The 16168-nt window shown below is 41.0% G+C and carries 13 protein-coding genes; 10 read left to right on the top strand and 3 right to left on the bottom strand.

Annotation, left to right across the window (positions count from 1 at the left end; genetic code table 11):
• Window positions 1–184 precede the first annotated feature (184 nt).
• The 10 genes from bglA to QM843_RS09060 all read left to right on the top strand — a co-directional run bounded on the left by bglA (window position 185) and on the right by QM843_RS09060 (window position 10434).
• Complete coding sequence (gene bglA / locus QM843_RS09105) at window positions 185–1564, top strand: 6-phospho-beta-glucosidase (protein ID WP_414304808.1); 1380 nt, start codon at window positions 185–187, stop codon at window positions 1562–1564.
• Between the two features lie 191 nt (window positions 1565–1755).
• Complete coding sequence (glmS, locus tag QM843_RS09100) at window positions 1756–3564, top strand: glutamine--fructose-6-phosphate transaminase (isomerizing) (protein WP_084950758.1); 1809 nt, start codon at window positions 1756–1758, stop codon at window positions 3562–3564.
• 118 nt (window positions 3565–3682) lie between these two features.
• Window positions 3683–4732 carry an LLM class flavin-dependent oxidoreductase gene (locus QM843_RS09095; RefSeq protein ID WP_049542595.1) on the top strand — a complete coding sequence of 350 codons (1050 nt, stop codon included), beginning with the start codon at window positions 3683–3685 and terminating at the stop codon, window positions 4730–4732.
• A 220-nt stretch (window positions 4733–4952) separates the two neighbouring features.
• Window positions 4953–5960, top strand: coding sequence for a uroporphyrinogen decarboxylase family protein (locus tag QM843_RS09090; protein ID WP_414304807.1), 1008 nt, complete (start codon window positions 4953–4955; stop codon window positions 5958–5960).
• A 9-nt stretch (window positions 5961–5969) separates the two neighbouring features.
• Entirely contained in the window at window positions 5970–6173 is a 204-nt protein-coding gene (locus tag QM843_RS09085) for a hypothetical protein (RefSeq protein ID WP_084947831.1), read from the top strand.
• Between the two features lie 2 nt (window positions 6174–6175).
• Window positions 6176–7174, top strand: a complete 999-nt coding sequence (locus QM843_RS09080) for a uroporphyrinogen decarboxylase family protein (protein WP_084947834.1) — start codon at window positions 6176–6178, stop codon at window positions 7172–7174.
• Between the two features lie 11 nt (window positions 7175–7185).
• Window positions 7186–8064 (top strand): transporter substrate-binding domain-containing protein, encoded by an 879-nt coding sequence (locus QM843_RS09075; RefSeq protein WP_084947837.1) that lies wholly within the window; start codon window positions 7186–7188, stop codon window positions 8062–8064.
• Window positions 8065–8241: 177 nt separating this feature from the next.
• Complete coding sequence (locus QM843_RS09070; RefSeq protein WP_004256697.1) at window positions 8242–8934, top strand: amino acid ABC transporter permease; 693 nt, start codon at window positions 8242–8244, stop codon at window positions 8932–8934.
• A gap of 3 nt (window positions 8935–8937) precedes the next feature.
• Window positions 8938–9660, top strand: coding sequence for an amino acid ABC transporter permease (locus QM843_RS09065; RefSeq protein WP_237447087.1), 723 nt, complete (start codon window positions 8938–8940; stop codon window positions 9658–9660).
• A gap of 9 nt (window positions 9661–9669) precedes the next feature.
• A complete protein-coding gene (locus QM843_RS09060; protein ID WP_049501823.1) occupies window positions 9670–10434 on the top strand; it encodes an amino acid ABC transporter ATP-binding protein in 765 nt (254 codons plus the stop codon).
• A gap of 75 nt (window positions 10435–10509) precedes the next feature.
• Here QM843_RS09060 and QM843_RS09055 read toward each other — a convergent pair whose 3' ends face one another.
• The 3 genes from QM843_RS09055 to QM843_RS09045 all read right to left on the bottom strand — a co-directional run bounded on the left by QM843_RS09055 (window position 10510) and on the right by QM843_RS09045 (window position 15998).
• The gene (locus QM843_RS09055) at window positions 10510–14406 is read right to left on the bottom strand and encodes a pullulanase (protein WP_414304806.1); all 3897 of its coding nucleotides are present in this window, start codon (window positions 14404–14406) and stop codon (window positions 10510–10512) included.
• A gap of 114 nt (window positions 14407–14520) precedes the next feature.
• On the bottom strand, window positions 14521–15729 hold the full coding sequence (locus tag QM843_RS09050; RefSeq protein WP_414304805.1) for an AcpB/EbpR/MafR family transcriptional regulator: 1209 nt from the start codon (window positions 15727–15729) through the stop codon (window positions 14521–14523).
• Window positions 15726–15998 carry a helix-turn-helix domain-containing protein gene (locus tag QM843_RS09045; RefSeq protein WP_414304804.1) on the bottom strand — a complete coding sequence of 91 codons (273 nt, stop codon included), beginning with the start codon at window positions 15996–15998 and terminating at the stop codon, window positions 15726–15728. Before QM843_RS09045 ends, QM843_RS09050 begins: the two co-directional genes overlap by 4 nt.
• Between the last annotated feature and the right edge of the window lie 170 nt (window positions 15999–16168).

Genomic DNA, 16168 nt, shown 5'->3' with positions numbered 1-16168 from the left:
CATATGAATCTTTCTAATGAGTTGTTTAGTCGCTTTTCATTATAGGTCATATGGGACTTTTTTTCTACAACAAAATAGGCTCCATAAGATCCATAGGGGATTTACCCACTACAAATATTATAGAGCCTTTTTACCTTGTTTTTTCTATATAATGGGAAAAATGAGTAGATAAAGAGGTAAATGTATGCTAAGATTTCCAAAGGATTTTGTCTGGGGATCCTCTACTTCTGGACCACAAACAGAAGGACGTGTAGCTGGTGACGGTAAGGGAGATAATCTCTGGGATTATTGGTACCAAGTGGAGCCAAATCGTTACTATAATGGGATTGGTCCAGATAAAACATCAACATTTTATGAAAACTGGGAAAAGGATATTGAGCTACTGTTAGAAACTGGTCACACGGCCTTTCGGACTTCTATTCAGTGGTCACGGATTTTTCCACAAGGGCGTGGGGAAGTCAATTCTCAGGGTGTAGATTTTTACCGTAAGGTTTTTGAGGCTATTAAGGCCAAAGGGATTCGTCTTTTAGTCAATCTTTATCATTTTGATTTGCCTTTTGCCCTTCAAGAGGATGGTGATGGTTGGGAAAATAAGGCGACTGTTTCAGCCTATGAAGACTATGCTCGTTTTTGTTTTGAGACTTATGGAGATTTAGTGGATCAATGGATTACCTTTAACGAGCCCATCGTTCCAGTAGAATTTGGATATTTTTACGATGCCCATTATCCACATAAGGTGGATGCAGAGGCAGCCGTTAAAGTAGCTTATCATACACAATTGGCCAGCAGTCGGGTGGTTAAGGCTTGTCATGAACTTTTGCCAGATTCCAAGATTGGGATTGTCTTAAACTTGACACCGGCTTATCCACGTAGCCAGCATCCTGCTGATGTCAAGGCAGCTCGCATTGCGGACCTTTTTCAGGCCCAATCTTTCTTAGATCCGTCTGTTTTGGGGACTTATCCACAGGAGTTGGTAGAAATCTTGCATGAACACGGTCTCTTACCTGATACTACGGAGGAGGAGTTGGAACTCATTCGTGACAATACGGTAGACTTCCTTGGTGTCAACTACTATCAACCTTTGCGTGTCATGGCTCCTCGATTTGCTAAGCATCCAGAGAGTCCACTCTTACCAGAACATTTTTATGAGCCTTATGTGATGCCTGGACGTAAAATCAATCCTCATCGTGGCTGGGAGATTTATGAGCAAGGGATTTATGACATTGCCCAAAATATCAAGGAAAATTATGGTAATATCGAGTGGATGTTGACAGAGAATGGTATGGGTGTTGAAGGGGAAGAAAAATTCCGTGAGAATGGAATGATTCAAGATGATTACCGTATTGACTTTGTAAAAGGTCATCTTCGCGAACTTCACCGTGCCATTGAAGACGGAGCCAATTGTAAGGGCTACTTGATTTGGACCTTTATCGATTGCTGGTCATGGCTCAATAGCTATAAAAATCGCTATGGCTTGGTCGAATTAGACTTGGAAACGCAAGAACGTCGTCTGAAGAAATCAGGGCACTGGTTCAAGGAATTAAGCGATAATAATGGATTTTAAAAAGGACTCTGACTGATTATCCTAATTGGTCAGAGTCTTTTGCTAACAGGAGCGTAATTTGAACTATACCAATTTTTACTCTTGACAAGTGAAAGAAACAAGTATATACTGTTTTTGCTGATTCTATAAAAGAGGAATTAGACTATACCAATTTTAAGGAGAAAGCACAGCTGGTCTGTGTCGTATATACTATGTGTGGAATTGTTGGTGTTGTTGGAAACACAAATGCAACTGATATTTTGATTCAAGGGCTTGAAAAGCTCGAATACCGTGGCTATGATTCTGCGGGGATTTTTGTCCTAGGTGGTGCTGAAAACCACTTGGTGAAGGCTGTTGGTCGTATCGCAGAATTGTCTGCTAAGACAGCTGGTGTTGAGGGGACAACGGGTATCGGACATACTCGTTGGGCTACTCACGGAAAACCAACGGAAGACAATGCTCACCCACATCGCTCTGAGACTGAACGTTTTGTTTTGGTGCACAATGGGGTCATTGAGAACTACCTTGAAATCAAGGAAGAATACCTTGCAGGTCACCACTTTAAGGGGCAAACAGATACTGAAATCGCTGTTCACTTGATTGGAAAATTTGCGGAAGAAGAAGGTCTCTCTGTTCTTGAAGCCTTCAAAAAAGCTCTTCACATCATCCGTGGTTCTTATGCTTTTGCCTTGGTTGACTCACAAGATCCTGAAGTCATCTACGTAGCTAAAAATAAATCACCACTCTTGATTGGTCTTGGTGAAGGTTATAACATGGTATGCTCAGATGCTATGGCTATGATTCGTGAAACCAACCAATACATGGAAATTCATGACCAAGAGTTGGTAATCGTCAAGGCTGATAGTGTGGAAGTTCAAGACTATGATGGAAATCGTCGTGAGCGTGCTAGCTACACTGCTGAGCTAGACTTGTCAGATATCGGTAAAGGAACTTACCCTTACTACATGCTTAAGGAAATTGACGAGCAACCAACTGTTATGCGTAAACTAATCCAAGCCTACACAGATGAGGCTGGTCAAGTAGTAGTAGACCCAGCTATCATCCAGGCTGTTCAAGACGCAGACCGTATCTACATCCTTGCAGCTGGGACATCTTACCACGCAGGATTTGCTTCTAAGAAAATGTTGGAAGAATTGACAGATACACCAGTTGAACTTGGAATTTCATCTGAGTGGGGTTACGGTATGCCACTTCTCAGCAAGAAACCACTCTTCATCTTTATCAGTCAGTCTGGTGAAACGGCGGATAGCCGTCAGGTTTTGGTCAAGGCTAATGAAATGGGAATCCCAAGCTTGACAGTGACAAACGTACCAGGTTCAACTCTTTCACGTGAAGCCAATCATACCATGCTCCTTCATGCAGGTCCTGAAATTGCCGTAGCATCAACAAAGGCTTATACAGCACAAATTGCAGCCCTTGCTTTTCTTGCAAAAGCAGTAGGAGAAGCAAATGGCAATGCTAAAGCGCAAGTCTTTGACTTGGTTCATGAGTTGTCAATCGTAGCTCAGTCTATCGAATCAACTCTTTCAGAGAAAGAAACCATTGAAGCCAAGGTTCGTGAGCTTCTTGAAACAACTCGCAACGCCTTTTATATTGGGCGTGGTCAAGATTACTACGTAGCTATGGAAGCAAGCCTTAAACTCAAAGAGATTTCTTATATCCAGTGTGAAGGCTTTGCGGCAGGAGAACTCAAGCACGGAACTATTGCCTTGATTGAAGAAGGAACGCCTGTTTTGGCTCTCTTGTCAGATCCAGTCCTTGCCAACCACACTCGTGGAAATATCCAAGAGGTGGCAGCCCGTGGTGCCAAGGTTCTCACTATTGCAGAAGAAAATGTTGCCAAAGATACAGATGATATCGTCCTTACGACTGTACACCCTTACCTCTCACCAATTTCAATGGTCGTGCCAACGCAATTAGTCGCTTACTTTGCAACACTCCACCGTGGGCTTGATGTGGACAAACCACGTAACCTTGCTAAGTCAGTAACGGTAGAATAAGCTTAAAAAGTCTAGTTATCTAGGCTTTTTCTTGTGAGCAAATCGGTTGCTTGTACTCAAGATTCGTGTTAGAATAATTTTTCAAAATGAAGGACCGGAATAGACAAGGAGAATCACTGTGGTAGAATTGGGAATTTCAACATTTGGAGAAACAACGGAGCTTGAAGGGACTGGGCAAACTTACAGTCATGCTGAACGCATTCGCCAGTTGCTGGCAGAGATTGAACTGGCTGACAAGGTTGGTTTGGATGTGTATGGGATTGGTGAGCACCATCGAGCGGATTTTGCGATATCTGCGCCAGAGATTGTTCTGGCAGCTGGGGCAGTCAATACCAAGAAGATTCGTTTGACCAGTGCAGTCAGCATTCTCTCAAGTATGGATCCGATTCGATTGTTCCAACAATATGCCACTATCGATGCTTTGTCAAATGGACGTGCGGAGATTATGGCCGGAAGGGGTTCTTTCACGGAATCTTTTCCCTTGTTTGGCTATGATTTGAAAGACTACGAAGCTCTTTTTGATGAGAAATTAGACTTGCTTCAATTAGTCAATGAAAAGATAAAACTAGATTGGCAAGGTCGATTGACCCAAACAATCTCTGGCAAAGAAGTTTATCCTCGTCCAGTTCAGGACAAATTGCCCTTGTGGATAGCGACAGGTGGTCATGTCGAATCAACTGTGAAGATTGCTCAGGCTGGTCTACCGATTGTTTATGCTATTATTGGTGGCAATCCGCGTTATTTTAAAAAGTTGATTCAGGCTTATCGTGAGATTGGAAGCGAAGCGGGTTATGCCAGTCAGGAACTAAAGGTTGGAGCTCATTCTTGGGGTTGGATTGCTGAAGATGGTGAGCAGGCTGTAAAAGATTATTTCCATCCGACTAAGCAAGTGGTGGATGCTATTTCCAAAGACCGTCCGCACTGGCAGGAATTGCGTTATGAGCAATATTTGGAGCAAGTTGGGCCAAATGGTGCTATGTTTGTGGGCAATTCAGATCAGGTGGCCGAAAAATTGATTCGCATGATTGAAGACTTAGGTTTGGATCGCTTTATGTTGCACCTACCTCTTGGTTCTATGCCTCATGAACAAGTCCTGAGAGCTATTGAACTCTTCGGTACACAAGTTGTACCCAAAGTACGGGCTTATTTTGCCATGAAAGAGGCTTAATAAAAAATCCTAATCAGGCTGATAAAAAATCTATATAACAACTATTTTAAAAAAGCAATAAACAGAAAAGAATCTCTGAAAAGCTAGTAAAATCAAGCTTTCCAGAGGTTTTTTTCTCTATTGATATAAACAATCTCAATCAAGTCGATAGTCAATATATATTGGGAAAAGGTCAAAAGGAGTGGTAAGATGGTTTCAATCCAAATGGAAGGAGAAAAGTATGACAAGTAAAAGAGAGCTAGTTTTTAAAGCCATCCGAGGAGAAGAGGTGGAACGAGTTCCTGTAGGCTTTTGGTTTCATTTTGTAACACTGGAGGAAAAAGGGCAAGGTTTAAATAACCCACGTATCTTTCAAAAAAGTGTAGAGGGACATCGGGAGTACGTTGAAAAAATTCATCCTGATTTTGTCAAAATGATGAGTGACGGATTTTTTATTTATCCAAGTAATGTCTACAGTCCTTTGGTTTCAAGTATTCAGGAGCTGGCTTCTATTGAGTCGATTGGTGAAAACCATCCTTGGATTCAGCAACAAGTAGAAGTGGTAGAAGCTATTCGAGCAACCTTCACTGAGGACATTGCTTCATTCTACAATATCTTTTCTCCAATTTCCTATCTGAAAAGATGGTTTCGTACAGAGACTTCTAGAGGTGATAAGGAGGTTGCAGATATTTTTCTTGAAAATCCAGAGTTATTCAGTGAAATTTTAGACGTGATAGCAGAGGATATCGCTATCCTAACTAAAAAAATCATTCAGGATGGTGGAGCAGATGGAATCTATCTCAGTACTCAAGAAATTCAGGATGAGCGCATCACAGCAGAATTGTATCAGACCTATATTGAGCCAAGCAACATAAAGGTTTTAGAAGCTGCCAATCAGGTAGGTGGGGTAAATATCCTGCATATCTGCGGTTTCCAAGGTGCCAGTAACAATGTGACTATTTTCAAAGATTATCCAGCCCAAGTTTTCAATTGGGCAACCCACCATGAAGCAGTCAGCTTACCTCAAGGTCAGGAGCTATTTCATGGCAAAGCGGTCTTGGGTGGTTTTGAAAATGGAAAGCAGAGCCTGCTTTATGGAGGTAGCAAGGCTAAACTACAAGAGGAAACCAAACGCTTGTTGGCTGAAGCTGGGACTAGAGGAGTCCTTCTTGGAGCGGATTGCACGGTTCCAGATGACTTTGAATTAGAACGATTGGACTGGATTCGTCAGGCTGCTATTTTAGAATAGGAGGGCCTTATGAAAAGAAAAAAGTGGCTATTGGTAGGGACGGCCCTCGGCTTTGTCATCTTACTTGCGATCAGTCTTACAAAGGGACTTACTTGTAAGGAAGGGCCAAGTTGTCATGGGATTCAGGATTTTCAGAAGAGAAGTCTTCGCTTTATTCAAACCAATGATATTGCCAGTGTTTTATTAGTTGAAAAAGAAAGAAATGGAGAATAGAGATGTCAGAAAAAAGAGAATGGGTTTTAAAAGCATTTAGAGGAGAAGTGGTTGACCGTGTACCTGTAGGTTTTTGGCACCACTTTACATCAGAAGAGGAATGGTTAAAGGGATTTTCCAATCCTGTGATTATTGAAAAGAACATACAAGGTCACAAACGTTTTATCCGTGACCTACATCCAGACTTTATCAAGTTGATGAGTGATGGCTATTTTGCTTATCCAAATCCAGTTATTGCCAAAGGAAAGTCACTCCAAGAGTTGGCAGAGATTCAACCTCTGGGTGAAGATCATCCGTGGATTAGAGAGCAGGTAGAATTAGTGAAGAAGATTAAGCAGGAGTTTACGGAAGATATTGTTGCTATTTACAATATTTTTGCGCCTGTGACCTACCTCAAATGGTTACTTGGAGAAGTGTCTGGTGGAGATGATCTCATTGCAGATTTCTTAGTTCAAGATTCTCAGAAATTGAAAAAAGTCCTTGATGTGATTGCGCAAGATATCGCTAGCTTGAGTCAAGCTATTATTAAAGATGCAGGGGCAGACGGTATCTATCTCAGTGTGCAAAGTATTCAGGATGCGCGTGTTTCTGTTGAAGCCTATCAGGAGATTATTGCGCCGAGTGAACTGACTGTTTTAAATGCAGCTAAGTTGGTTGGCGGGGTAAATATCCTTCACATCTGTGGCTATGAGGGAGCTAGAAATGATATTCATATCTTTGCCGACTATCCAGCTCATGTTTTTAACTGGGCAGTTGGTCCAGAAGGGATCAGACTAAAAGAAGGTCGTGAGATTTTCAAGGGTCGTACTGTTTTGGGAGGATTTGAAAATGGTAAAGATGGCCTTCTCTATCGAGGCAGTAAGGAAGAAATTCAAGCTGAAACCAAACGCTTGATAGAAGAAACAGGTAAAGATGGCCTCATACTTGGGGCAGATTGTACCATTCCGAGCGATATTGCAGTTGAGCGTATCCAGTGGGTGAGAGAAGCATTAGCTAAATAAAGGAGAAGAATATGAGTAAGAAAACATGGATTATTGGTGGAGTTGCAGTTGTGGCAGTTCTTGGAGCAACGATTGTTGGTAGAACTTTGGCGGGAGCATCTGCTAAAGGTGCAGATGCAGCTTCGTCTGGACAAGTAACAACTTTAAAAGTTGCCCATACTCAAAACTATGTCCCTTATGATTTTATTGACGAAAAAGGGGGATCAGATGGTTATGAAGTCGCTGTTTTAAAGGCGGTTGATGAGAAATTAGCAGATTATAAATTTGAGTATACTGGAACTAGTGATGATGATCTCTTGATTGGACTTGAGTCTGGCAAGTACGATATTGGAACTAAAGGTGCTTGGTATACAGATGAACGGGCTAAGAAATTCATTATTCCATCTGAGCCAGTAGGAGCCAGCATTATTGGTTTTACTGTTAGAAAAGAAGATGAAGCCAAATATAAGAATATTGATGATTTCGCCAAAAATAAAGGAAAATTAGTACCCATCTCTCCTCAAAATGCCCAGTGGAATGTCATCAATAGCTATAATGACAAGCATAAAGATACACCAATTGAGTTGACAGCTGCTGAATCCTTTAAAGTGGCAGATGCTTATGCTTGGGTTTTAGAAGGACGTTATGATGCTTTCTTTGACATCAAGTTATCTTTTGAAAAAGCAGTAACAGCAGAGGATGGTTCTTACCACCAATATGCGGACAAACTTAGCTGGTTCCCTTATAAAGGAATCCCAACCTATCCCTTGATTCACCGTGATGAAAAGGGAGAGAAGTTTGCGAAAGAGTATGAAAAAGCGATTAAAGAATTAAAAGAAGATGGTACTCTAGCTAAACTTTCTCAAAAATACTTTAAAGAAGATGTTTTTAGCTACGTTGATAAAGATTAGATGAGCAATCAGGCATGTTATACTCTTCGAAAATCTCTTCAAACCGCGTCAACGACGCCTTGCCGTAGGTATGGTTACTGACTTCGTCAGTTCTATCCACAACCTCAAAACACTGTTTTGAGCAACCTGCGGCTAGTTTGCTTTTTGATTTTCATTGAGTATTAGAAAGAGGTTTATATGGTTTCATATGATTTTTCAAGAGTGTTCCAATTTTTACCAACCTTATGGCAGGCTCTTCCTATGACCTTGTCCATTCTCTTTTTTACTACAATCCTCGGTTCCCTTTTCGGTGGCTTACTGGCTTGGGCTCAAGTGGGAGAAGATAAGACTTTTGCAGGTCTTTCCAAGGGCTATATTTTCACTCTTCGCTGTACTCCCCCCATTGTCTTACTGTTTTTAGTTTTTTATGGTTTGCCTGAATTTTTAAAATGGTGGCTGAATTTAGATATCAACAACTGGTCTAAGACGGTCTTCGTCTTATTCACCATGGTCTTGCTATTTGCGGCTATCATTGCAGAAGTATTTAAGGCGTCTTATCAGGCAATCCCCAAAGGTCAGATGGAGGCTGGAGTCAGTATTGGTCTGACACCCAGTCAGACATTTTGGAGAATCATTTTTCCTCAGGCTTTTCAAGTGGCTCTTCCAAATATGACGACCGCTATTCTAAATTTGATGCGGGATGCTGCCCTAGCATATACGATTGGTTTTGTAGATGTCATGGGGGCTGGGAATCTCTTAATCAGTCGTAATTTGGGGAATTACTCTCTTGAAACCTATACAGCGGTTGCCATTCTTTATTGGGGTGTAGCCTTGGCTGTTTCCTTCTTGAGTCGCTTGTTAGAAAAATCTTTGGAAACGAAAGGGAGATAGGATATGGATTTAGACTATATTGCAAAAACCTTTTTAGAGACCTTAAAAGGGGTACCGACCACCTTGATTATCATGATTGTAGCCATGATCTTAAGTTTTCTACCAGCCTTGTTTTTAGCTCTGGGACAAATATATAAAGTAAAAGGTGTTCGAACTTTCTCTCTCGTGTATCTAGCTTTTATAAGAGCAACACCTCCGATTTTGCTGATTCTTTTCTTTTATAGTTTGTTTCCGAGTTTGCTCAATCAATTTCTCAAAAGCATAGGGAGTGATGTTGATATCTTTAAACTCAATCCGATCTATTATGCTTTTATTATCTATAGTTTGATGACGACAGGTAGTTTATCAGAAATCTTACGTTCGGCTATTTTGACTGTGGATAAGGGACAATTAGAAGCTGCACAAGCGATTGGCTTAACCACTAGTCAAGCTTATGTGAGGATTGTTTTTCCACAGGCCTTGCGATCAGCTTTGCCCAATCTGGCTAATCTAGTCATAAATATTGTAAAAGGAACCTCTTTGGTCTTTGTGATGACCATTAAGGATATTACAGCTATTGCCCGTGTTGAAGCGTCTTATGGTTATCAGTATTTTGAATCATACTTTGTTATCTTTTTACAGTACATTCTTATTTGCGGTTTGATTCAATGGGGTTTTTCACTCTTAGAGAAACGCTATATTCGAAGAGAAAAGGGACAAGTAGTACCCCGTACAGGTTTAGCATAGGAGGAGACAATGTTACAAGTAGAACATGTTGCAAAAAAATTTGGAGACAGACAAGTCTTAGAAGATGTTAATCTCAAGGTCAACCAAGGGGATGTGGTTGTAATATTGGGGCCATCTGGATCAGGTAAAACGACTTTTCTCAGATGTCTCAATCATTTAGAAAAAGCCGATAGTGGCTCTTTGAAGCTTGCTGACAAAGACTACGATCTTGGCAAATTGACCAAAAAAGATATTTTAGAAATTCGCAAGAAGACCGCCTTTGTTTTTCAACATTATAATTTATTTGCTAATAAAACGGCCTTGGAAAATATTTTGGAGGGCCTGGTGATTGCTCGGAAAATTCCTAAGGAAGAAGCAACTAAACGTGCGGAAGTTGCCTTAGAAAAGGTTGGTTTACTAGCTTATAAAGATTATTATCCTTCTCAGCTTTCTGGAGGTCAGCAACAACGAATCGGTATTGCCCGTGCCATCGCTGTGAAACCAGAGGTCATTTTATTAGATGAGCCGACATCGGCCTTGGATCCAGAGTTGGTAGGGGATGTTTTAGATGTTTTAAAACAGTTAGCTAAAGAAGGAGTTACTATGGTAGTAGTGACACATGAGATGGGTTTTGCTAGAGATGTAGCCAATCATGTCATTTTTATGGATGGCGGGAAAATTGTTGAAGAAAATAATGCCCATGATTTCTTTAGTCGCCCACAGGAAGAACGAACCAAGCAATTTTTGGCACGAATTCTTTCGGATGCGACCTATAGTGTAGAATATATGATTTGATAGATAGGCTTATCAGGGCAAAAATCAATCCCCCGAGCGTTAAGGCTTGGGGGATTGTTCTATAGGAGGGCTAGTTTAGTTCTCTTTTTTGTTTTTAAGTAAGAAACCGAGACCTAGAAGGGTGAGGAGACTAATTCCTGCAAACAGGAGTTTGTGATCGTTTTTGGTTCCTGTATTTGGAAGTTCAGCTTGTTTAGCTGGGGTTGCAGGTGTATTATCCTTGCTAGAGTTTTCTACCGATTCGTTTTGAACCACCTCTTTTACAGATGATGCTTGTGTTTCTTGTGTTTCTTGTGAAGTTTGTGAATCAGTTGTAGCTTGGATAGGTTTATTTTCTGCATCAGCTACTTTTGTATCTGGTTTTGCAGAATCAGGTTTAGTTTGTGGAGCTGGAGTTTGCTGTTCCTGTTTGACTACTCGGTTCGACATATTGTCTTGGATATTATATTGCCCTTGTTCTTGTTTTAAGCTAGAAAGGTCAAATTCTGGTTTATCCTCCACAGCTGGGGCAACGATGGCACCGCCTTGAGAGACTCGAAGAACAGTAGCTGTAAGGGCATTTAATTTCAAGCCTTTTTCAGTCCACTCGAGTCCTTTCGGATTGGCAATTCCGACTGGTCCTGCTTGGTTTTCATCTGCCAAAACTTCCGCATTTCTGAGGTGGGCAAAGGCGGTTCCCAAATTAAATTCGCGGGCTTTTTCGTCAGCATTGACAAAGACTGCGTAGATATCACCGTTTGGAGCAGTAATTTGGTAGCCAATTACCACATCCTCTTTTTCCACACCATTTTGGCCTGGAACAGTGATGAGGTGGACACGGTCTTTGATATCTTGGAGACTCTTGAGTCGGAAGGCATCTGTAGATTGACGAAGGGCAATCAACCCTTTCATATAGTCACGGCTCTTGACATTTTCAGGATATGCTTTTCCATCTGTAGCCTTAGTCCAGTCAAACTTGTTAATAGCATCACTCGAATCATAAGAGTCATGGATGAAGTAAGGATAGTCAAATGGATTGCCATCCTTATCACGCAACAAGTGAGATTTGTTTGGAACCTTATCCTCCGCTACTGGAGTCTTGTAGGCTGGGTCACGGAATTGTTTAGTACGTCCGTATTCCTGACCAGAGTGGATAAACGGAGTTCCTTGAGATGTCAAGACCATGAGATTTCCAAGTCGCAAACGACGGTGGATTTCAGCATAGTTCTCAGCCTTGCTTGGGTCTTTTTTGATAGACTGGGCGATGATGTCAAAGAGGGTCAAGTTATCATGGGCTGCGATATACTGGATAACATCTCCAGGACTATCTGCTTCAAAGTTGGTTGGTTGAGCAATGAGATTTTTGAAGATAGTGTTGATATCACGCTTGCCACCTGTGATAAAGGCAGGTTGACCTTCGTTTGGATAACCAGACTTGAGGTTGTTACGGATGTCATCTGAGAAGACAGCGACAGTATCGGTATGTTTCATCCAATCTTGGTCAGCAGCTTTAGTAGGCATGTTCTCATCACCAGCATAGGTTCTCCAACCTTCCCCAAGCATGATTAAGTGTGGATTGAGGGCGCGTGCAGCCTTGTACGCTTCTTCAATAGAAGCTGCATCATGGTCTCCCATCATATCGAAGCGGAATCCATCCACTTTGTAGGTATCAACTAGATATTTGATAGAGTCAACTAGGAGTCGTTTGGTCATATGGTGGGTTGTCCCCAAGCGTCCACCACCAAAGCTAGTGCGAGGTGTCCCATCAGCATCCATAAAGTGGTAGTAGTTTGGCTCTAAATCTTCAAAGATATCGACCTTGGCTGTATGGTTATACACTACATCTAGGATAGCTCCCATACCACGTTTGTGGATCTCGTTGATGAGGTTTTTAAATTCTGCGATTCGTTTTTCTGGATTTTTAGGATCGCTTGAATACATACCAGTCAAGGAGAAGTAGTTTTGAGGATCATATCCCCAGTTATAGTTGCTGTTGCTTGAAGCATAGTCAGACAAGCGTTCATGGTTTTTCAATTCATTGACAAAGTAGTAAGACAAGACTGGAAGGAGCTGGATGTGGGTTACACCCAAGTCTTTGAGATAGTCTAGTTTTTCAATAAATGCTTCAAAGGTACCAAATGGTTTGGTTAAGTCTTTTGCAATGGCAGGATCTGAAGTAAAGTCACGCACATGAGCTTCGTAGATAACGGCATCTTCACGAGTCTTGAAATTGTGAATCTTACCATAAGTCAAGTCTTGAGGTCCGAGTTTGGCTGGATCTACAAAGGCGGCTTTAGCCACTTTATGGGCATCGTCAATCTTAGCATCGTCACTATTCCAAGCAGCGAGGGACTTAGCGTAAGGATCGAGTGCAAGAACAGTTTTACCTTGACGTTCGATTTGGTATTGATAATAGTATCCAGTGAAATCTGTGATTCCGAGTTTGTTTGTGCTATCTAGAGTTTGTTTCCAAGTTCCTCTTTCCCCTTTTTCAAGAGCGACAGTTCCAACCACTTTTTCAGGGTTATTCTTGTCGTAGACAACGACAGAAACCTTGTCAGCACTTGGTGACCAAAGGGTTAAATCAACTTGTTTTCCTTCTTCTTTTAGGTCAGCTCCAAGTTTGCCATCATAACTGTAAGTCTCATCTTTCAGACGCCAGCTTGTTTTGGTAGTGAATTGGTCAGCGTTGTAGCTCACGGTATAAGGATGTTTTGTGTCCGAGAAATCTCCACTGTAGGTCACTTTCTTACCAGCTTCATCGATTGCAACATCGGTGATAGCTACTTTATTTCCTAGGTGATTAGTGATGTTGGAGTGTTTGAGGATATCCTCTTTTTTAGCACCGACAAGTGTTGAAAAACTACTCTCAATGCTAGAAGTGCCTACGTGTTGGGCTCCTGTCATACGGATATCATGGACATAGTATGGATTTGTGTAAATCGATTCATCATCGTCTTTTAGGAAAATTTGGCTATGATTTTTTAAATCTGTGAACTTATAATCTTCTTTACGGATTTTCACATCGTCTCCTTGTTTGTTTCTGTCTAGTAATAAAAATCCAAGGTCTTTAGCTGCATCTTTGAGTGGAATATCGATATAGCGACCATATTTGCCTGTAGCCGTAAAATCTGTTCCGTTAGGCCATTCACCACTACTTGGATTTTTCACATCTCCCCAGTACCAGAGAGATTTCTTGTCATAGTTGCCATCTGTACGGTAGTAGTTGACGCGAATAGTTCCTGCAGGTTGTGGCTCGTAAGAGAAAACCTTGTGTTCTTGGTCCAACCAAGCCTCATTCATATTTGGTGCCAGTTTTTCTATCGATTTATCGCCGGTTAGATTTTTCCCAGCTGTATTATTGATGAGGAAGCTAATTTTCTTGGCTTGTTCTCCCTTTAATTTGACATCTAGGTAGTAGCCATAGTCATCTTTTTTGGCATCCTTAAAGGACAAGGCTCCGTTAGGCCAGTTTTCAGATGGTTTTTCAACATCGTCCCAAGTCCATAGTCCTTGAGCATCCTTGTTTTCTTCAGGAAGCTTTTTGACATGGATACGGAAGTAGTTGTCTTCTATTGGTTCTTCTGCCTTAGTTTCAGTCGTTACTGGACTCGTAGAAGTAGTTGGTTCACTTGAACGATCTTGTCCGGTTTGTGGGGCTGAATCGGCGGGAGTTGCAGCAGGAGTAGTTGGCTCTGTTGCAGGTTTTTCTTCTGTTTTCTTTAGGGAAGCGTTTGCACTATCGGGTGAAGAAAAATCGCTTTCGTTCTTGCCAGCGATGTTTGTTGCATCAGTAAGAGGTTGAGTAAGGGAGGTCGTATTTCTGTTGCTGGGTTCGTTAGTGGTTGGTGTATTTTCGTTTGCTGAGATAGTTGGTGTAGCCATGGCAAGCAGAATAAGGCTTGCTCCAATAAGGACAGAACCAGTTCCATTTTTGAGGGAGCGGATGCTGTAAACCATTTTTTTCTCAGTTTGAGATGGTATTTTTCTCATAATGATTCTCCAATCAATAAATTTCTATCATCAGTATAGCACTTAGTAAAATAAGATGCAAGCGTTTTCCTAAAATTAAAATAAAAGAAAAAATCGCAACAAATTTTGTTACGATTAAGCCAGTCTTTCTTTATGAATTTGAGAAGCAAGAAGGTGAAGGTGATGAAATAATTCTGAAGTAGAGAAGTTACGATTGTAGATAAGTGGTTTAGGAGAGTTAGTGACAGGAAAGGTAGTGATCACAATATCGTGAGGGATTTGATTGAGAATTGAGAAAGAAATAGTAGATTCTTCCCAAGAATCAAAGAGATAGAGGTTATTGCCGTAGTGAGCAAGGGTGTCGATTAGGTTTTGTGCGTGATGGATATCCAAATGACTAATGACTAAAACTCGTATTTTGGGAAGTTTTTGAAGTAATTGGACTAAAATTCGCTGCCCTTGAATCGAAAAGGTGTAGACAAGTTCTTGTAGCTTACTTGGGTGATTTTCTAGCCCCATTTCAGTCAGATAAGATTGGAATTTGTGTTGACTTACTTCAAATAGTTTTGGAAATTCTACCTGATAATTGCTTAAAATCTGGGATTTCTGTTTGTCAAGAGACTGGTCACTGAGTAGATGGAAGAAATCAGATTGGGCAGTGTAGTGGAGGAGCCAAATCAATTCTTCTCGATTTTCAATCTGTAGGTGAAATTCTTTGGCTAGCTCTTCTAGGATTTGGCTCAATAGACGGTAGGATTTTTGAATGTGCTGAATATCCCTCAGTACTCCATTGTTAGGATTGTTTGTGAGTTGAGGAGACTTTACTGGGTTTGAAAATAGCTGTTCTAATGTCTCCTTTTTCGGTTCAAAATGGAGCTTTTTAGCCAGCTTTTTGATATCTTGTTCAAACTGTGGAATCTGCATGAGGGAGCTGTAGTGACTGGTTAAAAGAGGAGTAGGATTTTCGATGAAACGTCCCTTATTTAACCGCTCTAGATTGATAGCCAAGGTATATTTGATTTGCCGTAGACCGCTGAGGTTGGGTGAAACTTGTTGGGCCTTTAAAAACAGCTGAATCAGCTGAGTGAGTGATTCTTCAGAAATAGAAGGGAAAGGCCAATCAAGAAAGGTGTAGCTTTGGCTAAAGTAGTCCAGATAAAAGGCGCGGATGTCCTCTTCCGCTCCCTCCATGACCAAAGGGTAAGGTTGGATACTGATATTGTAGTGTTGGGGAAGGAGTGTGTTAAGACGATGAATGATTTCCTCAATCTGCTCTGGATTAATCGAAAGCGCCTGACACATTTGCTCAAGTGATTGCCCCCCTTTGAAAAACAGATAGTTCAAAAAAGAGTAGGTTGTAGATTGTTCAAAGATTGCAATCCGAGGATCCAAGGTGTTTTGAAAGTCAAACTGCAGTTGAATGCCTTTTTTCTTGATTGAATCAGGAGGTTTGGGAATAATTGCTCGAGACTAGAAAGATGTTCTTGCAATTCTTTTACTGCTAATTTCAAATTTTCTGCCAAAACTGGAATCTCTATCCAATCATGGTTCTTGGTTAATTCTTCCAGCAAGAATAGCAAGTCTTGTTCTTTTTTAGTCAGCAAGATATTCATAATAAACCTCCATATATATTTATACATATATATTAAAAGAAAAGCCTAGTAAAGTCAAGAAAAATAGCCTAGGATAAAATAGGAAAATCTGAATTTACTATATTTTCCTGGGACCATTAAACTGAAAATGAAGTTTGAAAAGTGATAGTAGAATGCAAATTTTTATAGGA

Origin of the sequence: Streptococcus mitis (genome assembly GCF_047463435.1) — a bacterium.
Lineage (GTDB): Bacteria > Bacillota > Bacilli > Lactobacillales > Streptococcaceae > Streptococcus > Streptococcus mitis_DS.
The sequence above is the reverse complement of the archived record's forward strand: the minus strand, read 5'-3'. Positions and strand labels throughout refer to the sequence as shown.